Annotated in this window: 25 protein-coding genes; 16 read left to right on the top strand and 9 right to left on the bottom strand. The window is 42.7% G+C overall.

Annotated features, from left to right (window positions below):
• Positions 1 to 21 precede the first annotated feature (21 nt).
• Positions 22 to 1,467, top strand: a complete 1,446-nt coding sequence (locus ACH33_RS17765) for a branched-chain amino acid transporter BcaP (RefSeq protein WP_057900168.1) — start codon at positions 22 to 24, stop codon at positions 1,465 to 1,467.
• A gap of 106 nt (positions 1,468 to 1,573) precedes the next feature.
• On the opposite strand, the gene ACH33_RS17760 is transcribed toward ACH33_RS17765, so the two are convergent.
• The gene (locus tag ACH33_RS17760; protein WP_091260761.1) at positions 1,574 to 2,065 is read right to left on the bottom strand and encodes a small multi-drug export protein; all 492 of its coding nucleotides are present in this window, start codon (positions 2,063 to 2,065) and stop codon (positions 1,574 to 1,576) included.
• A 176-nt stretch (positions 2,066 to 2,241) separates the two neighbouring features.
• Here ACH33_RS17760 and ACH33_RS17755 point away from each other — a divergent pair, with 176 nt between their 5' ends.
• Positions 2,242 to 3,084 (top strand): SPFH domain-containing protein, encoded by an 843-nt coding sequence (locus ACH33_RS17755; RefSeq protein WP_057900167.1) that lies wholly within the window; start codon positions 2,242 to 2,244, stop codon positions 3,082 to 3,084.
• A gap of 9 nt (positions 3,085 to 3,093) precedes the next feature.
• Complete coding sequence (locus tag ACH33_RS17750; protein WP_057900166.1) at positions 3,094 to 3,294, top strand: type II toxin-antitoxin system antitoxin; 201 nt, start codon at positions 3,094 to 3,096, stop codon at positions 3,292 to 3,294.
• A 57-nt stretch (positions 3,295 to 3,351) separates the two neighbouring features.
• On the opposite strand, the gene ACH33_RS17745 is transcribed toward ACH33_RS17750, so the two are convergent.
• From ACH33_RS17745 to ACH33_RS17735, 3 genes are all read right to left on the bottom strand, one after another.
• Positions 3,352 to 3,744, bottom strand: coding sequence for a kinase-associated lipoprotein KapB (locus tag ACH33_RS17745; RefSeq protein ID WP_057900165.1), 393 nt, complete (start codon positions 3,742 to 3,744; stop codon positions 3,352 to 3,354).
• A 216-nt stretch (positions 3,745 to 3,960) separates the two neighbouring features.
• A complete protein-coding gene (locus tag ACH33_RS17740; protein WP_057900164.1) occupies positions 3,961 to 4,221 on the bottom strand; it encodes a helix-turn-helix domain-containing protein in 261 nt (86 codons plus the stop codon).
• Complete coding sequence (locus tag ACH33_RS17735) at positions 4,211 to 4,843, bottom strand: sigma-70 family RNA polymerase sigma factor (protein WP_057900163.1); 633 nt, start codon at positions 4,841 to 4,843, stop codon at positions 4,211 to 4,213. The genes ACH33_RS17740 and ACH33_RS17735 overlap by 11 nt, the downstream gene beginning before the upstream one ends.
• A gap of 480 nt (positions 4,844 to 5,323) precedes the next feature.
• Between ACH33_RS17735 and ACH33_RS17730 the strand changes: the two genes are divergently transcribed.
• Positions 5,324 to 5,860, top strand: a complete 537-nt coding sequence (locus ACH33_RS17730) for a C39 family peptidase (RefSeq protein WP_057900162.1) — start codon at positions 5,324 to 5,326, stop codon at positions 5,858 to 5,860.
• 572 nt (positions 5,861 to 6,432) lie between these two features.
• Here the strand turns inward: ACH33_RS17730 and ACH33_RS19925 are convergent.
• On the bottom strand, positions 6,433 to 6,585 hold the full coding sequence (locus tag ACH33_RS19925) for a hypothetical protein (RefSeq protein ID WP_204244849.1): 153 nt from the start codon (positions 6,583 to 6,585) through the stop codon (positions 6,433 to 6,435).
• Between the two features lie 419 nt (positions 6,586 to 7,004).
• Here ACH33_RS19925 and ACH33_RS17715 point away from each other — a divergent pair, with 419 nt between their 5' ends.
• From ACH33_RS17715 to ACH33_RS17690, 6 genes are all read left to right on the top strand, one after another.
• The gene (locus ACH33_RS17715) at positions 7,005 to 7,571 is read left to right on the top strand and encodes a glycerol-3-phosphate responsive antiterminator (protein ID WP_057900159.1); all 567 of its coding nucleotides are present in this window, start codon (positions 7,005 to 7,007) and stop codon (positions 7,569 to 7,571) included.
• Between the two features lie 307 nt (positions 7,572 to 7,878).
• The gene (glpT, locus tag ACH33_RS17710; RefSeq protein ID WP_057900158.1) at positions 7,879 to 9,225 is read left to right on the top strand and encodes a glycerol-3-phosphate transporter; all 1,347 of its coding nucleotides are present in this window, start codon (positions 7,879 to 7,881) and stop codon (positions 9,223 to 9,225) included.
• Between the two features lie 225 nt (positions 9,226 to 9,450).
• Positions 9,451 to 10,161 carry an MIP/aquaporin family protein gene (locus ACH33_RS17705; protein ID WP_057900157.1) on the top strand — a complete coding sequence of 237 codons (711 nt, stop codon included), beginning with the start codon at positions 9,451 to 9,453 and terminating at the stop codon, positions 10,159 to 10,161.
• Positions 10,162 to 10,205: 44 nt separating this feature from the next.
• Positions 10,206 to 11,705, top strand: coding sequence for a glycerol kinase GlpK (glpK, locus tag ACH33_RS17700; RefSeq protein ID WP_057900156.1), 1,500 nt, complete (start codon positions 10,206 to 10,208; stop codon positions 11,703 to 11,705).
• 206 nt (positions 11,706 to 11,911) lie between these two features.
• The gene (locus ACH33_RS17695; RefSeq protein WP_057900155.1) at positions 11,912 to 13,582 is read left to right on the top strand and encodes a glycerol-3-phosphate dehydrogenase/oxidase; all 1,671 of its coding nucleotides are present in this window, start codon (positions 11,912 to 11,914) and stop codon (positions 13,580 to 13,582) included.
• A 201-nt stretch (positions 13,583 to 13,783) separates the two neighbouring features.
• Complete coding sequence (locus ACH33_RS17690) at positions 13,784 to 14,251, top strand: hypothetical protein (protein ID WP_057900154.1); 468 nt, start codon at positions 13,784 to 13,786, stop codon at positions 14,249 to 14,251.
• Positions 14,252 to 14,507: 256 nt separating this feature from the next.
• On the opposite strand, the gene tatA is transcribed toward ACH33_RS17690, so the two are convergent.
• The 3 genes from tatA to ACH33_RS17675 are packed head-to-tail and all read right to left on the bottom strand — an operon-like array spanning position 14,508 to position 17,181.
• On the bottom strand, positions 14,508 to 14,693 hold the full coding sequence (gene tatA, locus ACH33_RS17685) for a twin-arginine translocase TatA/TatE family subunit (RefSeq protein ID WP_057900153.1): 186 nt from the start codon (positions 14,691 to 14,693) through the stop codon (positions 14,508 to 14,510).
• On the bottom strand, positions 14,690 to 16,402 hold the full coding sequence (locus ACH33_RS17680; protein ID WP_057900152.1) for a GMC family oxidoreductase: 1,713 nt from the start codon (positions 16,400 to 16,402) through the stop codon (positions 14,690 to 14,692). The genes tatA and ACH33_RS17680 overlap by 4 nt, the downstream gene beginning before the upstream one ends.
• A 23-nt stretch (positions 16,403 to 16,425) precedes the next feature.
• Complete coding sequence (locus ACH33_RS17675) at positions 16,426 to 17,181, bottom strand: gluconate 2-dehydrogenase subunit 3 family protein (RefSeq protein ID WP_057900151.1); 756 nt, start codon at positions 17,179 to 17,181, stop codon at positions 16,426 to 16,428.
• A gap of 189 nt (positions 17,182 to 17,370) precedes the next feature.
• Between ACH33_RS17675 and ACH33_RS17670 the strand changes: the two genes are divergently transcribed.
• Positions 17,371 to 18,123, top strand: coding sequence for a hypothetical protein (locus ACH33_RS17670; protein ID WP_057900150.1), 753 nt, complete (start codon positions 17,371 to 17,373; stop codon positions 18,121 to 18,123).
• Between the two features lie 47 nt (positions 18,124 to 18,170).
• Here the strand turns inward: ACH33_RS17670 and ACH33_RS19575 are convergent, their stop codons facing one another.
• Positions 18,171 to 18,344 carry a hypothetical protein gene (locus ACH33_RS19575; RefSeq protein ID WP_156424113.1) on the bottom strand — a complete coding sequence of 58 codons (174 nt, stop codon included), beginning with the start codon at positions 18,342 to 18,344 and terminating at the stop codon, positions 18,171 to 18,173.
• A gap of 328 nt (positions 18,345 to 18,672) precedes the next feature.
• Between ACH33_RS19575 and ACH33_RS19570 the strand changes: the two genes are divergently transcribed.
• From ACH33_RS19570 to rplW, 5 genes are all read left to right on the top strand, one after another.
• Entirely contained in the window at positions 18,673 to 18,807 is a 135-nt protein-coding gene (locus ACH33_RS19570) for a SelB domain-containing protein (RefSeq protein WP_139184967.1), read from the top strand.
• 305 nt (positions 18,808 to 19,112) lie between these two features.
• On the top strand, positions 19,113 to 19,424 hold the full coding sequence (gene rpsJ / locus ACH33_RS17665; RefSeq protein WP_057900149.1) for a 30S ribosomal protein S10: 312 nt from the start codon (positions 19,113 to 19,115) through the stop codon (positions 19,422 to 19,424).
• Positions 19,425 to 19,503: 79 nt separating this feature from the next.
• Complete coding sequence (gene rplC / locus ACH33_RS17660; protein WP_057900148.1) at positions 19,504 to 20,136, top strand: 50S ribosomal protein L3; 633 nt, start codon at positions 19,504 to 19,506, stop codon at positions 20,134 to 20,136.
• Positions 20,137 to 20,156: 20 nt separating this feature from the next.
• Positions 20,157 to 20,780, top strand: coding sequence for a 50S ribosomal protein L4 (gene rplD, locus ACH33_RS17655; RefSeq protein WP_057900147.1), 624 nt, complete (start codon positions 20,157 to 20,159; stop codon positions 20,778 to 20,780).
• Positions 20,780 to 21,070: a 50S ribosomal protein L23 gene (gene rplW / locus ACH33_RS17650; protein ID WP_057900146.1), complete on the top strand. Its 291-nt coding sequence runs from the start codon at positions 20,780 to 20,782 to the stop codon at positions 21,068 to 21,070. Before rplD ends, rplW begins: the two co-directional genes overlap by 1 nt.
• The last annotated feature ends 4 nt before the right edge of the window (positions 21,071 to 21,074 follow it).

Raw genomic sequence — 21,074 nt, 5'->3', positions numbered from 1 at the left:
TCCGCTTAAGGAGAGGACACTATGGATTTTTTTCGCAAAAAAAGTCTTTCTCAACAATTCACCAGAAAAAAAGATAGCGATTTAAAGAAGGCATTAGGTGCTTGGGACTTAACGATGTTAGGGCTTGGTTGCATTATTGGAACGGGAATTTTCGTAGTGACGGGGGTAGCGGCGGCGGAGCATGCGGGCCCTGCCCTCGTTCTCTCCTTTGTTCTTTCTGGACTTGCTTGTGTGTTTGCAGCTCTTTGTTATTCGGAATTTGCTTCTTCTATGCCTGTAACTGGGAGCGCTTACACTTACAGCTATGCAATATTTGGAGAAGTAATCGCCTGGATTATCGGCTGGGCGATGGTATTGGAATACGGGCTTGCCGCTTCGGCTGTAGCTAGCGGATGGTCCGGATATTTTCAGGGATTAATAAAAGGGTTTGGTGTCGAACTTCCAACTGCTATCACCAGTGCCTATAATCCAGAAAAAGGAACATATATTGACATCCCGGCAATTGCGATCGTGTTATTAATTACTTTTTTATTGACCCGTGGTATTCGTGAATCCGTGCGAGTAAACAATATTATGGTCATCGTAAAGGTAGCTGTCATTTTTTTGTTTATTGGAGTAGGTGTATGGTATGTCAAACCAGAAAACTGGACACCGTTTATGCCGTTCGGCTTCTCCGGTGTAGCTGCGGGTGCAGCGAGCGTATTTTTTGCGTACCTTGGCTTTGATGCAGTCGCTTCCGCCGCCGAAGAAGTAAGAAATCCACAGCGTAATATGCCCATTGGTATCATTGCTTCATTAACTATTTGTACGTTGCTGTATATCGTTGTTTCTATGGTTTTGACAGGGATTGTGCCTTTTACCCAACTAAACGTAAAGGAGCCGGTTGCTTTTGCGCTGAGATATATTCATCAAGACTGGGTGGCCGGGTTTATTTCTGTCGGTGCAATTGCAGGAATTACGACAGTATTGCTTGTTCTTTTGTACGCACAAACTCGTTTATTCTTTGCCATAAGTCGTGATGGTTTGCTGCCGAAAGTGATGTCAAGGATTCATCCTTTCACACAAACACCTATCGCGAACACATGGATTACCGGCATAATTATAGCTGTATTTGGAGGGCTTGTCCCGCTGCATCGATTAGCTGAACTTGTTAATATTGGAACACTTTTTGCTTATATTGTTGTGTCTATTGGTGTTCTTGTGCTGCGTAGAGCACAGCCCGACTTGCCGCGTGCATTCAAGGTACCGTTTGTGCCGGTCATTCCGATTTTAGCGGTTTTGCTCTGCGGTTATTTGATTTTTAACCTCCCATCTCTTACATGGATAGGATTTGGTGTATGGTTAGTACTTGGCCTTATCATATATTTTGCATATGGATATCGAAATAGTGTACTAGCTAAGCAGAGCGTGTTATCGTCAGAAGAAGCTTTGGACGAGCCATATGAAGCAAAGAAAGGAGCACTGTAAATGAATGGATTCGGGCGGCGAATTGGCCCGAAAAATCAATAGGCTGTACGATAAATTTAAAGGACAAAAAAGGCCGCAGCCCTAAAGAGTAAGCGCTGCGGCATATTTATTTTAGCCATTGTGTAAGAATATTCCGTTGCTCTTCCGGGATGATAAAGTGAAACCCAAGATGGGCTAGCACAGCAGAAATTATTGTCCAAATGCTTAGACTAATTCCCATCCAGGCCAGAATACGCTGGCGGGAAGCGCCGAAAGAAATTCCCATCAGAGCGGTGAGATGGCTGCCAACCAGAATGGGTCCAAGCAGAGAAAGGCCGGGAATACCGTAGCGGTTCCATAGTTTTTTGGCGCGTAGTTTACGTTTAGAGTCTTTTTCTTCCCCTTCTGGGCCCCCTCTCTTTTTTTTCCACCAGAGCTTCAAACGTTCGATAAATACGATTAGCAAAAATACTGTGAGAGCGTTGCCCAGAAAGGCAACAATACTGACGGGAAAAGAAGGCAATCCAGCGAGGATTCCCAGCGGAACAACAGTAAAGACTTCGAACATTGGGGTGGCCGCCAGCACAAACACCAAAAGATAGATCCATAAATTGCTCAAAATTATTTCCTCCTCATAATAGTATATTTAAGCCTATTGAAATTATGAATTTCCGGTTGGATTTGAGACTAAGCAAAGAGGATATCATCGCTTTAATCATTTACAAATAAATACAAAAGTGATATCATTATGATATCAATATGATATCTAAAAATCAAGTAAAGGAGGAAGATAATATGACGGAAAAAAGGGCATGGGCAATTGATGGTTTTTTAGGATTGTTACTGCTTGTCGCATTATTTTTAGGCGGCGTATATTGTATTGGTAAAGCGGAGAATCCACTGCTGGGTATTCTGCTGATTTTGCTTGCGGCCATTGGAGCGAGCGGTATATTTATCGTACAGCCGAATCAGGCGGTGGTACTTATTTTCTTTGGCCATTATCTAGGTTCCGTACGGAAGAGTGGGCTGTGGCTTGGAATTCCGCTTACCGTACGTCGCAAAGTATCGCTAAAAGTGCGCAACTTTAACAGCAAGCGCCTAAAAGTGAATGATGTTCAGGGAAATCCGATTGAAATTGCGGCTGTGGTTGTATTTAAAGTGGTAGAATCAGCGAAAGCGATGTTTGATGTAGATAACTACGAACAGTTCGTGGAGATTCAAAGCGAGACAGCGCTTCGCTATGTAGCTAGCCGTTATCCATACGACAACTTTGATGAGGAAGGCTATTCTCTGCGTGGTAATCCAGAAGAAATTGCAGGTGAACTGGCGCGGGAGTTACAGGCCCGTCTTGAAGTGGCGGGAGTAGAGGTGTTGGAAGCACGTTTGACGCATTTGGCGTATGCTACGGAAATCGCAAACGCCATGCTTCAGCGCCAGCAGGCTTCCGCCATTGTGTCTGCAAGACAGCGCATTGTGGAAGGGGCTGTTGGTATGGTACAGATGGCAATTGAAGAGTTGCAGCGTGAAGGGTTTGAACTTGATGAAGAACGGAAGGCTGCCATGATTAATAATTTAATGGTGGCGATTGTGTCCGAACGCTCAGCCCAGCCGGTCATTAACTCGGGGTCTATTTATTAATCTTAATCTATGTCGCAGAAGAAGAAGTTTCTCTTGCGCATCGATCCGAAGCTGTATGAAGCGCTGGAAGGCTGGGCGGCGGATGAGTTTCGGAGCGTAAACACGCATATTGAATTTCTGCTCCGGGAAGCGGTGCGGAAAGCGGGGCGCCTGCCTTCAAAAACGGGGGCGAAAAAGGAGAATCAAAATTCGGAAAAAGAGGAGGAATAGTGGATGTGGAGAATGGAGCGGACAATATTGTACCGCTCCATTTCTGTATCAGAAGCATTACTCAGCAAAGTATTCTTTTTGTAATTCTTTCAATTGTACAAGAGAGCGTTGTGCCCATTCAGACGTATCTTCTCTTAGTTTAGATATTTGTTCTTCAAGAGCTTTTTTTAACGAGGCTTTATATTCGGGAACTTCACCGTCATAAGGACGTACGGAAGCAAGTGGTGCGGACGCTTTCTCCCCATAGGATAACGCGCGGCGTTGATGGAACAGCGGAACATTAGCTGCAAATGGATGGTGCAAATCCCCCTGTGTTGGATGGACCAATACGGCTAGTATTTTGACGACAGCTACGCGAGGTGGATACAGTTCTACTAACTCACCAACATACTCTCCCGATTTATAAGCAGCGGTTACCAAATCTCCAGACTTTAGCTGAAACTCGCTCATCGCAATCCCCTTTTCCATCAGATTTGGAAAAACGCGCGGAGTTGCGCCACGCCTTCGCTTCTACTGTATGAAGCGGGCGCAGTACGCGGGTTTTTCTTAATTCAGCATAGCATATCTCTAGGCTGTTTATGCAACGACATTAGCGTATATACATCTTTTTTTGATATTTATTCATTTGCCTGCTAATACGTCAAATGAATAAAAACACTAGCGGATCTACTTTGCTCCGCTGTTCCCTTCTATTTGTTCTATAAACTCGAAAAATCCAGGAGTAGCCTCCAGATCATAATTATATATAGCCTCTATGATTTTTAAAGTTAACTCTTGTGCTAAATCTTCACGCTCACCTATAGATGTTTGGTAAAGGGAAGACTTTAACTTTGGCTTAAATGTTTGGATGAAAAGTAACATAGCATCTAAGTTTTTATTTTGTGCTTCTTTAAGCAAAGAAGGTAAATCTCCTATTTTAAACGACATCTCTTTCCTCCATGTAGCTTCGAATTTTAGCAATAGCTCTTTTACGTGTTTTACTTACGGCTTGATGTGATATACATAATTTTTTGGCGATTGTACGATCTGACATAGCATGAACATAAGCAAGTTCTATTATTAATTTTTCTTTGGGTGTTAATCTTTTTATAGCTTTACTTAGGAGAGGATCACTTATGATTTCCTCTAAAACGTTATTTTTCTCGATAATTTGTCCATCAAAAGGTTGTTCATTAGAAGGAATCAAATCAACAATTGTGATTTCGTCGTCCTGTGATGCATTTTGAACCGGTTTATCCAGTATCAAAAGATACCTTTGATTATGTTTGCGAATCTTTTTATCGTAATCAATCGCACTGTAATAAAGGAGTTTAGACATAAAGTTAACTAATCGAATTTTCAGATAATAATTTTTAAATGATTTGTCCAATTTCTTTTTACTTTCTTTTGTAGAAGAACTTACCGCTTGAATAAAAAGGAGCAGATTTTTCTTTTCCTTAAGGAAATTTTTAAGGATGGGATTTGAAAGTAAAATTGGATGATCGTTGATAAATTGAACGACATCTTTTTTGAAATGAGAATCTTGTCTCAAAAATTTTGTGATAGACACTTCTCTTACCCCCTCTTTATGTATAAAGAGGAATTAAAATCCAAATTGGCAACCCTAAAATTAGTTTCAATATCATGTTTTATAAATAAAACGACTAAAGAGGGAGCGTTTTTATTGCCTATTATTATTTATTGAAGATAGTTGTGGTGGGTATGTTTCATTTTTTTTATTTGTCACACAAAAGAAGCTTGACACTCTTTACACGTCATACGAATGGCAGGAAGATGAAGAAATACGATATGCCCAAATGTTGAAAGGTGACGGATCTTTCATGTGTAGGTAACGTCGCATCATATTAAAAACAGAGCTTGGTGTGGAGCCGAAATTTTTATAAAGAAATTTTTCAATTCTGGTTGCCAAAAATAATCTGTCTTTCTCTTTATCATCATAGAACGAAACAGGGAAACAAGGTTAGGGGGAAATCTTGGGACTCTGTCCTCCTTTCGTTCTATAAAAGATATCTAAAGGAGAGAGTAGAAAATGGCAACCAAAACGTATAATGTGGATTTGAAAACGCAAAGCTGGAAACAAGGTGATTCTCAATGGGGATCTTTAAAAACGAGTTGTGGCGGTACGATGAGTGCAGAAGGGTGCATTATTACTTCCGTTGCTATGATTTTTAAAAGTTTTGGTGACAATGTTACTCCTAAAACCATGCTGGAAAAACTAAAGAAAAGTAAGGCTGACTGCCCCTTTAACTGGTTGTCCGCTGCTAAAGAATATAAGCATACGTATAAAGATAAAACTTTTGGAAGCTTTGATAAGCTAAAAAATAGTATCTTTAACCTTATCGTCAATAGTAAAATTCCGATTATGGTTCGTGTTCCGGGGCATACTGTAGTTGCAAGAGGCTTTAACGGAACGCTTCCTGTTGATGCAAAAGGAAATCCTGATTTATCCAAAATTACTTCTAACATGATCCTCGTTAATGACCCAGGTAGTTCTAAAAATAAAACATTGGCTGACGTGATTAATCAAAAAGGTGCCGTAGAGTATATCAATTACTACACGAAGTAAACATATAAAATCCCCCTGATTTTTTAGGGGGATTTGTTTAGTCTGTAATAGTATGATCGGAGATCTTTACTTTCTTGGGTAATAAATTTATTCCTTTGATTTGTTTCTTATCTACAAGTAGAATTTCTAATTTATCCGATTTAGTTAATGGCGTAACAGACTTTACCTTTGAACCGCGTATATCCAAGTTAGATTTTTTAATGCTTTACAGGGGGATATGTCTTTAATTTGATGATTACTTAGGACTAGGGTATCAAGTTTAGTTAAAAGTTTAAGGAAGTCAAGGGTGGAAATGTCATCTTTCATAAAATCATCTTTTCGAATTGCATTCGCTGGTTTATTAAGGGTCTGCCTCATGTCTTCCAAATTATCACTTCATTTATACACATTTTGGTAAGGATAAATTTTCCATATATATTTTGTAATGTTACTCCGAAAAATGAAGAAAATCAAATAGTATATTCTCGTTTTTATAAATTCAATGAAAAATTGGCTCATACAAAAAAACCGAACAACGGGCTGTTTTAAAGTGTCCATTATTCGGGTTATGGTTCAGGTTCTGTCCGGTAGTATTATTCTTCATGATTTAATGCATCTTGATGCCGGCGATCATTTGTATCTTGTTGGATTTGTGTGGCGTGGAAACTATTGACTTTAACTTGTTCAAGAGCCTTGACCACATTCTGAAGATTTTTATCTGTTTTTAATCTTCCTTTATTTTTCATGTATAACCCCTCTTTCTTAGTTGCGAATTGGCTAGAGGATGAAGAGTTTGGGCGCATTCGTGAGTATTGCGCATATAATCTTTTGAGAGATCGTGGATATCCGGCGTCTGTTCAACCGAAAGTCCTTGCCGTTTAATGCTTAGTAATGTACATTCGACTTTGTCGGTCTTGTCAAAGGTGGAAGGTAAGGTTCGATTCCAGGCTTTCAGCAATTCGTCTTGGTTAACAAATATATGGGTTTGTTTGTTCGCTGTTAACATCTCCGCTTATCTTAGCGTGCGAAGAAGAGGATGCTTTTATACTGCATATTTTGACGAATCGAACGGGTGAATATAGGTACAGAGGGATAATATTTGAAATAATGAATGTTTATGCTAAAATGTGTGCAACATAGTTTGCGGAATGAGGTGTGAAAGGTCGTGAGCTTCTGCAACCAGAAGGTATTACCTGCTATTCGCCAGATGAAGGATTTTGAATTGCTGTTGCAAAGCCCCTTTGAATATATGGTATTGCTGGACAGTCACATTGGTCAGCTCAAAAGTATCGTGGAAACGGCCAGAAGGCATAACAAAAAGATGCTGGTGCATGTCGATTTAATCCAAGGACTGCGAAACGATGAATATGCCACGGAATTTTTGTGCCGGGAAATCAAACCGGCTGGCGTCATTTCCACGCGTAAAAGTGCCGTACTGACTGCAAAGAAAAATAAAGTGCTTGCTGTTCAGCGTTTCTTTCTCCTAGATACTACCGCGTTGGAAACAAGTTACCGATTGGTAGAACAGACGCAGCCCGATTATATTGAAGTATTGCCTGGCGTGATGCCTCATATTATTTCTGAAATTTATGAGAGGGTAAAAATTCCCGTACTAGCCGGAGGTCTAATCCGTACGATCCGAGATGCGGAATTGGCTTTAAGCGGAGGAGCTATTGCGGTCACTACATCGCGCAAAGAAATTTGGAATCACTTCCTAGCCAATCCACTTTAAAAGAATACAAAATTTGAAGAAAACGCATTCACAATTTTTTGTTGATATGATATATTGGACCTACAGACATAAAATCATTGCTAGAAGTTAATAGGCGAATTTGGTTGGAGATTTTGAGAAAAAAACCATAAAAAACATGAAGGTATTTCTTCCTTCTTATGTTTTTTATGGTTTTTTTTATTTTGTGATGCCGAAGACTATACCTTTGGCAATGAAAAGGAGGGATTCCCAAGAGATTTGCTTATTTTATTCATACTTTATTTGCAGATTATAAAAACTATAACAAGAGAAAGGAAGGGACAAGAATATGTGGCAGAAAATTGTTAACCTTTATCGTCCTGCTCCTCATATTGAGCGATTGCCAGCCGATAAAATTGATGCGACGTATCGTCGGCTTCGGCTGCAAGTATTTTTGGGAATTTTTATCGGGTATGCTGGTTATTATCTGGTAAGAAAAAACTTTTCATTGGCTATTCCGTACTTTACAGAACAGGGATTTTCCAAGGGTGAGCTTGGGCTTGTACTTTCGGCCGTATCTATTGCTTATGGTATCAGCAAATTTGTGATGGGAATTGTGTCTGACCGATGCAATCCGCGTTATTTTCTTGCAACGGGCCTTATTTTGTCCGGGGTGCTGAATATTTTGTTCGGTACGGTACCTTTTTTAACGTCAAGCATTGCTATTATGTTTGTTTTAATGTTTATTAATGGCTGGTTTCAGGGAATGGGATGGCCTCCAAGCGGACGAACGATGGTACACTGGTTCTCGATTAGCGAGCGGGGAACGAAGATGTCGATTTGGAATGTTGCCCACAATGTAGGGGGCGGTATTACAGGGCCGCTTGTCGGATTGGGCATTTTATTGTTTGCTACATGGAAAAGCATTTTCTTTTTCCCTGGCATTATTGCCGTTTTAATCGGTATATACGTTATTATGACGTTACGTGATACCCCGCAATCGGTTGGGTTGCCCCCGATTGAGGAATATAAAAATGAGTATCCTGATGATAAGGATAAAGTTCAGGATAGAGAAAAAGAGCTTACCGCTAAAGAAATTTTATTTAAGTATGTATTAAATAATAAATTTTTATGGTTTATTGCGCTGGCTAATGTGTTTGTGTACTTTGTTCGCTATGGGGTAGTGGACTGGGCTCCTACTTATCTCACTGAGGCTAAAGGATTCAGTCACGATAATTCTCGCTGGTCTTATTTTCTTTATGAGTATGCGGGCATACCCGGAACGCTGTTATGTGGCTGGATGAGTGACCGTCTGTTTAAAGGGCGCCGGGCGCCGGCAGGCATTTTGTTTATGGTGGGCGTATTGCTTGCGGTAATTGTTTATTGGGTAAACCCGCCGGGCAATCCGCTTATTGATAATATTGCTCTTATTAGTATAGGTTTTCTCATTTATGGTCCCGTGATGTTAATCGGACTCCATGCCCTTGACTTGGCTCCTAAAAAAGCGGCAGGTACCGCTGCAGGACTTACTGGGCTTTTCGGCTACTTGATAGGTGCCACTTTTGCAAATGCTGTAATGGGATATACCGTGGATTTGTTTGGCTGGGACGGAGGATTTATCATGCTTATCGCCGCATGCTTGCTTTCTATCTTCTTCTTGGCATTAACATGGAATACCGGAAAAGTAAAACACTAACGGAATAGAAAGACAAGCAAATCATCCGTTTTTCCACATGCAAGAAAAGCGGATGATTTATATTATGTGCATATTGACAGCGTTTTCTTTTTCTGTTTTAATAAAAACACAGGTTAATTATCGTGATGGAGAACAGGAGATCCACAGTAATTCCCTATAGCTTTATAGGGTTATTTACTGTGGATTTTTGTTTTCTGCCGTGAATTAAAGGAGGGAGAATAGAGGATGTCGCCTTTTTTAGGAGAAGTAATAGGTACCATGATTTTGATCATTTTAGGCAACGGTGTTGTAGGCGGAGTAGTGCTTAACAAATCAAAAGCGCACAACTCCGGCTGGATTGTTATTACATTGGGATGGGGATTGGCTGTCGCTATCGCCGCTTATGCGGTTGGTGGGATTAGCGGAGCGCATTTGAATCCAGCGCTGACTATTGCTTTGGCTATCATTGGGCAGTTTTCATGGTCAGATGTGCCGATGTACATTGCGGCTCAACTCATTGGCGCATTTTTGGGAGCGGTAGTAGTATGGCTGCATTATTTTCCGCACTGGAAAGCGACCGAAGACCCGGCGGCGAAACTGGGTGTTTTTGCGACGGACCCGGCCATTCCGCATCGGCTGTCGAATTTAATCAGTGAAATTATCGGAACATTCATACTTGTGCTGGGCATTTTAGCAATTGGTGCCAACAAGTTTGCTGATGGCCTGAATCCGCTTATCGTAGGATTTCTCATTGTTAGCATTGGTCTTTCACTTGGTGGAACAACAGGATACGCGATTAATCCAGCACGTGATTTTGGCCCGCGCTTGGCGCATTTCCTTTTGCCTATTGCTGGAAAAGGTAGCTCGAATTGGGGATATGCCTGGATTCCGGTTATAGGGCCTATTATTGGTGGGGGGCTCGGTGCATTGTTTTACAAGGTATTTTTTCTAACTTAGAATACAAAAAAACATTGGCATAACAGAAAAAGGAGCGATTGTTCATGAAAAAAAAATATGTATTAGCGCTAGATCAAGGAACAACTAGCTCGCGGGCGATTGTATTTAATAAACAGGGGAAAATTGTAACGGTTGCCCAACGAGAATTTTCACAGTATTTTCCGAAGCCGGGCTGGGTTGAGCATGATGCGTACGAAATTTGGGGCTCAATTTTGGCGGTGATTGCGGAAGCGCTTTCTACGGCGAATATCAGCGCGAAAGAAATCGCCGCAATTGGAATTACCAACCAGCGGGAGACGACGGTTGTGTGGGATAAGCATACGGGCAATCCGGTGTATAACGCTATCGTATGGCAATCACGCCAGACGGCCGATATTTGTGAGGAACTTAAAGCAAAAGGATATTCCGATATGGTGCGTGATAAGACGGGTTTATTAATTGACGCTTATTTTTCCGGAACAAAAGTAAAATGGATTCTCGACAATGTTGAAGGTGCACGTGAAAAAGCGGAAAAAGGCGATTTGCTGTTCGGGACTATCGACACTTGGCTTATTTGGCGTTTGTCCGGGGGAGAAGCTCATGTAACCGATTACTCTAATGCATCGCGCACGCTTATGTACAATATTTATGAGCAGAAATGGGACGAAGAATTGTTGGAAATGCTGAATATACCGAAAAGCATGCTGCCGGAAGTACGTCCGTCTTCTGAAATATACGCTCATACGGCAGAACAGCATTTCTTTGGCGAAAATGTTCCGCTTGCTGGAGCAGCTGGCGACCAGCAAGCAGCGTTGTTTGGTCAGGCCTGCTATGAAATGGGCATGGCGAAAAATACGTACGGTACAGGTTGCTTTATGCTTATGAATACAGGAGAGAAAGCTGTAAAGTCCAAACATGGTTTACTAACCACGCTGGCCTGGGGAATTGACGGCAAAGTTGAATATGCGCTAGAAGGTAGCATTTTTGTCGCTGGTTCAGCGATTCAGTGGCTTCGTGATGGTCTGCGCATGCTAAAGACGGCAGCTGATAGCGAACAGTACGCCGCCCGGGTCGAGTCAACGAACGGTGTCTATATGGTACCCGCTTTCGTCGGGCTAGGTACGCCATATTGGGATAGCGAGGTACGTGGTGCGATCTTCGGGTTGACCCGTGGAACAGAAAAAGAACATTTTGTCCGTGCGACGTTAGAATCGTTAGCTTATCAAACGAAAGATGTATTATCTGCAATGGAAGCCGATTCCGGCATTAAATTGAAAACGTTACGTGTGGACGGCGGCGCGGTGAAAAATAATTTCTTGATGCAATTCCAGAGCGATATTCTCGGAGTAGAGGTTGAACGGCCGACGATTAATGAGACGACAGCTTTAGGTGCAGCTTACCTCGCTGGTCTTGCGGTCGGCTTCTGGGAAAGTCGAGAAGAAATTGCGGCTAAGTGGCAGATGGAAAAGTGTTTCAAACCTAAGATGCTGGAAGAAGAGAGAATACATTTGTATACCGGATGGAAAAAAGCCGTTGAAGCTGCGATGGGCTTTAAGTTCAAGTGATCCTTTTACCTTTGGTTGCTGGAGAAGAAAAAGCGTGTTATACTAAATAATGTAGAGTTAACGTGGAAGTTAATATTGGTCGGAGAATAGGAGAAGACCACAGCAGATCCTTTGTTGAAAAAGGATCATGTTGTGGTTTTTTGTTTTATGGAAGAGATAAGCAAGTTGTTTTGCGTCCATACTATATACAGGAGAGTGAAACAAACATGAGCTATACGTTTTCGAGCATGAACCGTCAGGAAATTTTGCGCGATATGGAGGGACAGTCATTCGATGTGCTTGTCATCGGTGGCGGCATTACAGGAGCCGGCATTGCGCTGGATGCGCAAGCGCGCGGTATGAAAACAGCGCTTTTGGAAATGCAAGATTTCGCAGCTGGAACGTCCAGCCGTTCCACCAAGCTGGTACACGGGGGTCTGCGTTATTTGAAACAGCTGGAATTTAAGCTGGTGGCTGAAGTTGGTAAAGAGAGAGCCATCGTGTATGAGAATGCTCCGCATGTTACTACACCGGAGTGGATGCTTCTTCCGATGATTGAAGGAGGCACGTACGGTAAGTTTGCTACTTCCATTGGATTGCGTGTTTATGATACGTTAGCCGGTGTCAAAAAGAGCGAACGCCGCGTAATGCTGAGTAAAGAAGAAACATTGAAGAAAGAGCCGTTGCTCCGCACAGACAAACTCAAAGGCGGCGGGTACTATGTGGAGTATCGTACCGATGATGCACGCCTGACGATTGAAGTGATGAAAGAAGCGGTGCGTCGCGGTGCACAGGCTGTAAATTATGTTAAGGTACAGGATTTGTTATATGAAAATGGTAAGGTGGTAGGTGTTGTCGCTGTAGATCAAATAACCGGCACAAAGCACGATATTCGTGCGAAAAAAGTGGTGAATGCTGCCGGTCCGTGGGTGGACAAAGTTCGCGAAATTGATGGTTCGAAAAAAGGGAAACGTCTGCACCTTACGAAAGGTGTTCACCTTGTTATCGATGGCAAGCGGTTCCCACTGCGCCAGGCGGTATACTTTGATACACCGGATGGGCGCATGGTATTTGCGATTCCGCGCGATGGAAAAACGTATGTAGGGACGACGGATACAGATTACCATGGCGATATTGCCAACCCGAAAATGACGACGGAAGATCGCGATTACATTTTGCGGGCCGCAAATTTTATGTTCCCAACGTTGAAGCTAACTAAGGAAGACGTGGAATCAAGCTGGGCTGGTTTGCGTCCGCTTATTCATGAAGAGGGCAAGTCCCCTTCTGAGCTTTCACGTAAAGATGAAATTTTTATTTCTGAATCTGGTCTTCTGTCCATTGCCGGCGGGAAGCTAACCGGATACCGTAAAATGGCGGAGCGCATTGTTGATTTGGTTGCGTCTCAGCTTAAAGAAGAAGGGTACGGCTCATATCCGGGGTGTACCACCGACAAAATTCGTCTGTCAGGAGGCGATGTGGGCGGCTCGGATAATTTTGGAGCGTTCGTACGTCAGAAAACCGGAGAAGGAGTTCAAGTGGGCTTATCGACGAAAGAAGCGGATAAGCTGACGCGTCGTTACGGTTCAAATATAGACTGTATTTATGAGATTATCCGTGAGCGTCAAGCAGAAGCGGAAGCTTCCGGTTTGCCAAAAGACGTTTTTGGTTCACTTGTGTATGCTATCGAAGCTGAAATGGCCACAACACCAGAAGATTACTTCGTTCGTCGTACCGGAGCGCTATACTTTGATATTCGTTGGGTAGAAAGGTGGAAAGAGCCGGTTATCGCTTACATGGCCCGGAAACTGGGCTGGACGGAAGAAGAGACGGCTCGTCACCGCGCACGTTTGGAACAACTTATGCATGATGCGGTAGTACCGCAGGAGAATGAAGCTTAGATTTCCACATAATAGCATAGTTATGACTAGTACGAAAGCCAAAGCGTGTTGTTGCTTTGGCTTTTTTTAGCCATTTTTTCATGTAAAAATATGATATAATGAAATGTAAAATACAATTATGTAATATATTGGATTTTACAGCTTTTGTTACCTAATTTTTTGTTTTTTCATGATATAATATAAAAAAGTGAGGTGAGCAGTATGGAGGGAATGCTTAAGGAAATCATATCTAAGCTAGAGTCGATTGAGAAAGGACAACAGCGGTTTGATCAAGAAGTAAAAGAAATTAAGCATGTTCAACAGCAGTTGAGCCAAGAAGTAAAAGAAATCAAGCATGTTCAACAGCAGTTAAGCCAAGAAGTAAAAGAAATCAAGCATGCTCAACAGCAGTTGAGCCAAGAAGTAAAAGAGATTAGACAAGAAGTAAAAGAAATTAGAAATGAACAACAACAGCTAGAACAAGAAATAAAAGAAATTAAGCATACTCAACGACAACATACTGATATGATTGTACAACTGATTAACAGTGTAGGCGTATTGAATGGGAATGTGGAAGAACTTAAAGAAGAAGTGATCTTAAGCAAAGAATATGCTACCTCAGCTTTTGAAGAAACGCTTCGCTTAAAGCCGAAAGTAAGAAAATTAGAAGAATCGTCAAATAAACAATAGTCCAGCCTAATGACCCCGGTCTAATGGCTGGTTTTTTGTTATACATTGATCATTATTATATATAATCTACTCCCATTTCTTAACATCAAAAATTTGGAAACTTTATCTCAGGAGATGTAGAACATTTCTAGTAATATGGAAGAGATGGAAGGATAACCCACTGGAATTGTTCGCGAAATTAAGCGGAGGATCAATCAGGTATGAAGTTGTAAAGAAAAACAGTCCTTGAACCATAAACAAGGACTGCTTTTTATATTTATATTTTCTTCTTTTCGTCAGCTATATCTGTGGACTCTTCGAGAATCCCTTTAGCTGAATGACGGAACTCGCGCAGCGCATCTCCGACTCCGCGGCCGATTTGCGGCAGTTTCTGCGGTCCGAAAACGATAAGCGCAATAATAAGGATAAGGATTAAACCGGGAATCCCGATGTTGTTGATCATACGACTGGCCCGCCTTTTTTGCTATATTTGAGGATCCCTTCTGCCGCGCGGTAGGACAGAGCCCCAACGGTTCCGGTAGGATTATAGCCGCTATTATGAGGGAATGCGGAAGCGCCTACTACGAATACGTTCTCGGCATCCCACATTTGCAGATAACTATTTACGGCGGAAGAATCTGGGCTGTCCCCCATGATGACTCCACCCGTATTGTGCGTAGACTGATAAGGCACAATATCATATGGCCCTAATTCCTTATTGGCATCGACGCGGTCTGCGCCCATTTGTTTCAAGATTTCTTCGCACTTTGTAGCGAGGAAGAGAGCCAATTGACGGTCCTGCTCTTCAAAGTCGAAGGTAATGCGAATTAGCGGATCATCGAATACGTCTTTGTATGTAGGATCAAGATCAAGAAAGTGATGCCTGAAAGGCATTGAAGCTCCCTGAGCGGCGACAGTTAAGGAACGATTGGCATACTTAATGGATTGCCTTTTAAATTCCTTCCCCCAGCTTGGTGTACCTTTAGGAACTGGATTGTTAGCGATAGGTCTTAACCCTGTTTGTGTTAAGCTTATACTTGCGCCATGAATAAACTTTAAGTCGGAATGGTCGAAGTTGTCTCCATTATAATCATCCAGCGTTACTCCAAGAGCGCCCGCTCCAGCAAACGTATTGAACTCTTTGTTTTCGAAAAATCCGATAGCATTTCCTCTCATTACTTGATAAGCGTAATTTTTGCCGATGACACCTCTGCCTGTTGCCGGGTCGTACGGACGCCCGAGTTTGGAATTCAACAATAAACGGACATTATTGAACACATAGCTCGCAATCACAATAATATCCGCTGGTTGTTCGATTTCTTCACCTGTCGTGACATCGGTATACATAACTCCTATTGCCTTGTTTCCTTTATGCAGAATACGCCTGACATAAGAGTGGGTACGGATTTCGAAATTTCCGGTTTTTTTGGCTACAGGAATGACGGTTACTACCGGATCGGCTTTTGCTCCGTATTCGCAGCCGAACCGTTCGCAAAATCCGCAATACTGGCAGGCAGAACGTGCTACTCCATCGGGGTTTGTATATGCCTGCGACAAATTTGCCGATGGCAGGATATAAGGATGAAGCTTCATCTTTTTAGCCGTTTCCATAAACATCTTCATAGCCGGAGATGATTTCATGGGAGGAGTTGGGTATTTGCTGGAACGTTTTCCGGCCAACGGGTTTTCCTCTCCCGAAATTCCGGCCATTTTTTCAAATTTGTCATAATACGGTTCCAGTTGGTCGTATGTAATACCCCAGTTTTGAATCGTCATGCCGTTGGGGATTTTGTTTTTACCGTAGCGCTCGATCGTTTTGCTTTTAATCTCGAAATCATAAGGAAGAAAACGGTATGTTTGTCCGTTCCAGTGAACGCCTGCGCCGCCGATACCGTTTCCAATTAAAAAAGAGCCGTACTGTCGCATTGGTAGCGCCCGGATTTTTTCGTTGCTGCGAAAGGTAATCGTTTCTTTTGAAAGATCTTGCATTAATTCATACCGGTAGGCATAACGCAATTCGTCATGCACCATGAAATAGTCTTCTGTTTTCCGCTCTTTTCCTCGTTCCAGACCAACTACTTTCAGTCCATTTTTTGCCAGTTCCGAAGCGATAATCCCCCCAGCCCAGCCTACTCCGACGATGACTACGTCAACTTTAGGCAATTTTCTCATTCCTTTTATTCACCTTTCTTTCTTTAAGTATGGAGGTGATCTTTCAAGCTTTTTGGCGGCATTTTAACAAATTCATCTTTTTCGATAATGTTGGTGTATGCCATCTGATTGCCGGGATAATTCTTCAATTTCCAGCCGCCCATATTTTTATTTCCACCGTATAGCGGATCGGCGTATACTCCTTCGATTGTGGCATTTCGCAATATGCGGAAAAATCCGCTTGGAGAAATGGTTGTTAGCTTTATTTCATCTTTTTCGAAAGCGCGCAATACCTCGTCCTGTTGTTCTTCTGTCAGATCGGCAAAATTTTTTTGATATTTTCTCTGGCTGTAGTTCTGCATTTCCTGAAGCGCGATATCAAAAATTTCTCTTCGGTTTAGCCTTCCTTGATAACCTTGAACTGTTTCACCTTTGAAGAAAGGACTTCGCATGTAATCGCGGGCATTGAATCCCCAATCCCCGGCCAATTGGTGATCGATAAAATAAGCGACACCCAAATCTTTGGCGCCAGGGCCATTCTCGTCAGCGGGGAAAATCCGCTCTGTAGCCGCTTCAACCATTCGGAATTGGTCGGGCCTAAAGTACATCAAAGCCTGGTTATAGTCGGTCGTTGATTGTGTTTGCGGCGCAGGAGATGGTGCCGCTTGTCTTTGGCCGACCGTCAGCAAGCTTCCGACAACACCGCCAACCAGCAAGCCTCCTAGTGCATATCCGGATTTTTTTAGAAAGTTCCGGCGGGATACATTTTCGTTCCCTTTTGTATCGTCCTGAGGAGACATACATTCACCTCCTGATAAGTTGTTTATTATTCTTTCTATACAAAAGAGGGCATCGTTAAACTGTGTATTCTAAAAATTTTGTCATAATGTTTTTTTTGATTTATTTGTGTATTGTTCAGGAAAATAAAGGGAAGGATAAGAATGCGATTTATGAAGAATTCGTTCTAAAGCAATATGGAGGGAATCGAGTTGAGAAGAATAAAGATAAGTGTCGTGCTGTCGCTTGCTTTACTAGCTACTGCGTGCGGCAATCAGGCGGCACCGAAAGACAATGCCGCTCCACCCAGTGCCCAGCATGCAGAGCATGCACAGGAAATTCAAGGAACGATCAAAATACCTGGATATAATAATGAAACAGGGAAAATGGAAGGTTCAACCGTTAAAGCTACAAGTTATGAAGGAAAGGAAGCGCAGAACACAGGAATGTCTGTTTATAGTTTGATTGGCAGTTCCAGTCTTCATGAAGGAGGGATTTCCGCTCACTTGCAATCGAGATTGGCCAGTGGGGGAGTGGAAGGTGTCAAAGTATTGGTACTTGATGACACAGTGATTTTGGGAAGAACAGATAAAAAGATTGTATCGACGAGCTATGATCCGATGCAGAACAAACTGCTGAACGGGACTTCGGGAAATTCGGCCACAGGTATAGCCAATATAAGCCGCCCTCCAGAAAAACTTCCAGATAATAAAGCGGGCGGGGAAAAAGTCAATGGTACAGCAGGAACATCAGGGACGCCCAATGTAGCTTCCTCCGATAATATGGAAGAAGCCCGCCGTCAGATTGCTTCCATGTTTGACGGAAATGTTCGGATTTTGAAAGTAGAGCAGCGTGAAGCAGTAACGGCGATGGATCGGATTAAAAAGGAAATGCAGGCCTCTTCTCCATCAGCGAAAAAGCTAGTAAAAGATATTTCTTTGATTATTAGAAATGCTTCGGAATAAAGAAAGAGGAAAGGCACATCCTGTTGTGAGGAAGTGCCTTCTCTTCATTATCGGCTATCCCGCATGCCGGTATCACGGTGATTTACGTCATCATGCTCAATCTCACTGCCGATATCCATATCTTCAGCAAGGTTGGAAGCCACCGTAGTTCGTTCCAATTCATTTACCATTGTTTTCATGTCTTCGTAGTCCTGCTTTTTCTTATTTTTATGTGCCATCATATTCATCCCCTATACGTCTGTTTTGGATTTTGCCATTTATCTGGTTGCATCTTTTTTTAACCTGTAGCATTTTGGCTAGATTTATACATGCTCATTCAAATTGTTGAAGAAAGTAACACGGTAAGGCTATACTTTACTTTCCGGAAGAACATCGTCTGAAAATGGAACAGGTGGTTGCTGATTTACGTGAAGGAGGGCTTGTGCCGCCCAACTGGAACGAATGAATGCAGCGTTATGATATTTCGGACGGATTGGCTGGTGATTTGAAAGCATACTTGCTTGATATCAGGCAGATGCTTGAACTTGCAGATAACCTCTATAATATAGGATGAAATGGAAAGAAAGCGTCGAAAAGCTGCGTCGGGAAACAGTAGTGGAGGAAATATTGACGCCGGGCGCCGCCAAGGAAGTACTGGGATTATCGCGCAAATGTTTGATGCCTTTTCTTGAATCGCTTGATTGACATAAAATCACTCGCGGTACGGAGAAAGGGCGTATTTGGCTCAAAAAAATAAACATCGTGTCTTGCTTTTTAAATAGGGATACGATAGAATATTCAAGGTCTGGGTCATTACATAAATAATGATGCAGAGAGAGAAAAACCTTGCATTCAACCTATGCTTTTAATATAATGTTGAATGTTGGTTTGATGAATGCGATGATGCGGGAGGTTGCTGACACACCAGGCTCCGATGCCATGGCCTGGGATCAGGTTTTTCCGCTGAGAATTGTCTGTTTTTCAAAATAGGCGACAAAGGAGGGACTAAAATGGCAGCAAAACAAAAAATTCGTATTCGCTTGAAAGCATACGATCACAGAATTCTTGATCAGTCCGCAGAGAAGATTGTTGATACTGCGAAGCGTTCCGGTGCGGAGGTTTCCGGTCCGATTCCGCTTCCGACAGAGCGCAATGTCTTCACAATCCTGCGTGCGGTTCATAAGTACAAAGACTCTCGTGAACAATTCGAAATGCGTACGCACAAGCGTCTGATTGATATCGTAAATCCGACGCCGCAAACGGTTGATTCGCTCATGCGTCTTGATCTGCCGTCAGGTGTTGATATCGAAATTAAACTGTAAGCAAACACAAACCAACGAAACGAAAATAATTGAACGATAAATACATGGATTTTTGATTACACAATAGGAGGTGGCTACCATGACCAAAGGAATCTTAGGTAGAAAAATTGGGATGACCCAAATTTTCAATGCTGATGGCGTAGTGGTTCCGGTAACTGTTGTTGAAGCGGGTCCTTGCGTTGTTTTGCAGAAGAAGGATCAAGCGACTGATGGATATGAAGCGATCCAGTTGGGCTTCGCTGACAAGAAAGAAGTTCGTGCTAACAAGCCGGAAAAAGGCCATGCAGCAAAAGCTAATACAACGCCTAAGCGCTTCGTTCGTGAACTTCGTAATGTTGATTTGTCCCAATACGAAGTTGGTCAGGAAATTAAAGCTGATATTTTTGCAGAGGGAGACATCGTTGATGTAACCGGTACTTCCAAAGGGAAAGGGTTTGCCGGTTCTATCAAGCGTCATGGTCAAGCTCGCGGACCGATGGCTCACGGTTCCCGTTACCATCGTGGTCCTGGTTCGATGGGTCCGATCGCTCCGAACCGTGTAGTAAAAGGTAAACCGCTGCCGGGTCGTATGGGTGGAGAAAAAGTTACGATCCAAAATCTTGAAGTTGTATCTGTTGACGCAGAACGCAACCTACTATTGATCAAAGGTGCCATTCCGGGCGCTAAAAATAGTTTCGTAGTTGTAAAATCTGCCGTGAAAGGCAGCAAATAATCAGGAAAGGAGGACTCGCAATGCCTAAAGTAACTCTTTTTAATCAAGCTGGCAAACAAGTAGGTGAAATCGAGCTTTCCGATGCTGTATTCGGAATCGAACCGAACGAAGCGGTGCTTGCTGACTATGTTATTATGCAACAAGCTTCCCGTCGCGCCGGCACTCACGCTACAAAAAATCGTTCCGCGGTAAGCGGTGGTGGCCGCAAGCCGTGGAGACAAAAAGGGACAGGACGCGCTCGCCAAGGTAGCATCCGCGCGCCACAATGGGTAGGCGGTGGTACTGTATTCGGACCGACGCCACGCAGCTATGCTTACAAACTTCCTAAGAAGGTTCGTCGTCTGGCAATGAAATCCGCACTGTCTTCCAAGGTGAAAAACGATGAAATCGTAGTATTGGATTCTCTGAGCTTTGAAGCACCGAAAACAAAAGAAATGGTGAAAGTGCTCGGAAATCTGAAAGTAGATAACAAAGTTCTTGTTGTTACTGGCGAATACAATGACAACGTCGCGCTGTCCGCTCGTAACATCCCTGGAGTAAAATTTGTTTCTGCCAGCGGAATCAACGTTCTTGATGTTTTGCATCATGACAAGTTGCTGATTACGCAGGATGCAGTCGCAAAAGTTGAGGAGGTGCTTGCATAATGAAAGATCCTCGCGATATTATCAAGCGCCCGGTTATTACCGAACGTACTGCTGACATGATGGCCAGCAACAAATACGTATTCGAAGTTGATTTACGTGCAAACAAAACAGAAATCAAAGATGCAATCCAACGCATCTTCGACGTAAAAGTTGTGAGCGTAAATACAATGCGTGTTAAAGGTAAGCCGAAGCGCGTAGGTAGATATTTTGGAAAACGTTCTGACTGGAAAAAAGCGATTGTCCAACTGAGCGAAGACAGTAAATCGCTTGATTTTTTTGAAGGTGTATAATTCT

This window comes from Aneurinibacillus sp. XH2, assembly GCF_001439585.2.
GTDB lineage: Bacteria > Bacillota > Bacilli > Aneurinibacillales > Aneurinibacillaceae > Aneurinibacillus > Aneurinibacillus thermoaerophilus.
This window is presented reverse-complemented; position numbering and strand designations above follow the sequence as displayed.

Excerpts from the sequence above, each read along its gene's own strand:
- ACH33_RS19925 (WP_204244849.1), bottom strand. The coding sequence starts at position 6,585 with ATGAAAAATAAAGGAAGATTAAAAACAGATAAAAATCTTCAGAATGTG.
- ACH33_RS17705 (WP_057900157.1), top strand. The coding sequence starts at position 9,451 with ATGTCGCCTTTTTTAGGAGAAGTAATAGGTACCATGATTTTGATCATT.
- ACH33_RS17765 (WP_057900168.1), top strand. The coding sequence starts at position 22 with ATGGATTTTTTTCGCAAAAAAAGTCTTTCTCAACAATTCACCAGAAAA.
- rplC (WP_057900148.1), top strand. The coding sequence starts at position 19,504 with ATGACCAAAGGAATCTTAGGTAGAAAAATTGGGATGACCCAAATTTTC.
- ACH33_RS19575 (WP_156424113.1), bottom strand. The coding sequence starts at position 18,344 with ATGATGGCACATAAAAATAAGAAAAAGCAGGACTACGAAGACATGAAA.
- ACH33_RS17675 (WP_057900151.1), bottom strand. The coding sequence starts at position 17,181 with ATGTCTCCTCAGGACGATACAAAAGGGAACGAAAATGTATCCCGCCGG.
- rplD (WP_057900147.1), top strand. The coding sequence starts at position 20,157 with ATGCCTAAAGTAACTCTTTTTAATCAAGCTGGCAAACAAGTAGGTGAA.
- ACH33_RS17750 (WP_057900166.1), top strand. The coding sequence starts at position 3,094 with ATGTCGCAGAAGAAGAAGTTTCTCTTGCGCATCGATCCGAAGCTGTAT.
- ACH33_RS17745 (WP_057900165.1), bottom strand. The coding sequence starts at position 3,744 with ATGAGCGAGTTTCAGCTAAAGTCTGGAGATTTGGTAACCGCTGCTTAT.
- rplW (WP_057900146.1), top strand. The coding sequence starts at position 20,780 with ATGAAAGATCCTCGCGATATTATCAAGCGCCCGGTTATTACCGAACGT.
- glpT (WP_057900158.1), top strand. The coding sequence starts at position 7,879 with ATGTGGCAGAAAATTGTTAACCTTTATCGTCCTGCTCCTCATATTGAG.
- ACH33_RS17690 (WP_057900154.1), top strand. The coding sequence starts at position 13,784 with ATGGAGGGAATGCTTAAGGAAATCATATCTAAGCTAGAGTCGATTGAG.
- glpK (WP_057900156.1), top strand. The coding sequence starts at position 10,206 with ATGAAAAAAAAATATGTATTAGCGCTAGATCAAGGAACAACTAGCTCG.
- ACH33_RS17730 (WP_057900162.1), top strand. The coding sequence starts at position 5,324 with ATGGCAACCAAAACGTATAATGTGGATTTGAAAACGCAAAGCTGGAAA.
- ACH33_RS17680 (WP_057900152.1), bottom strand. The coding sequence starts at position 16,402 with ATGAGAAAATTGCCTAAAGTTGACGTAGTCATCGTCGGAGTAGGCTGG.
- tatA (WP_057900153.1), bottom strand. The coding sequence starts at position 14,693 with ATGATCAACAACATCGGGATTCCCGGTTTAATCCTTATCCTTATTATT.
- ACH33_RS19570 (WP_139184967.1), top strand. The coding sequence starts at position 18,673 with ATGAAATGGAAAGAAAGCGTCGAAAAGCTGCGTCGGGAAACAGTAGTG.
- ACH33_RS17740 (WP_057900164.1), bottom strand. The coding sequence starts at position 4,221 with ATGTCGTTTAAAATAGGAGATTTACCTTCTTTGCTTAAAGAAGCACAA.
- rpsJ (WP_057900149.1), top strand. The coding sequence starts at position 19,113 with ATGGCAGCAAAACAAAAAATTCGTATTCGCTTGAAAGCATACGATCAC.
- ACH33_RS17755 (WP_057900167.1), top strand. The coding sequence starts at position 2,242 with ATGACGGAAAAAAGGGCATGGGCAATTGATGGTTTTTTAGGATTGTTA.
- ACH33_RS17695 (WP_057900155.1), top strand. The coding sequence starts at position 11,912 with ATGAGCTATACGTTTTCGAGCATGAACCGTCAGGAAATTTTGCGCGAT.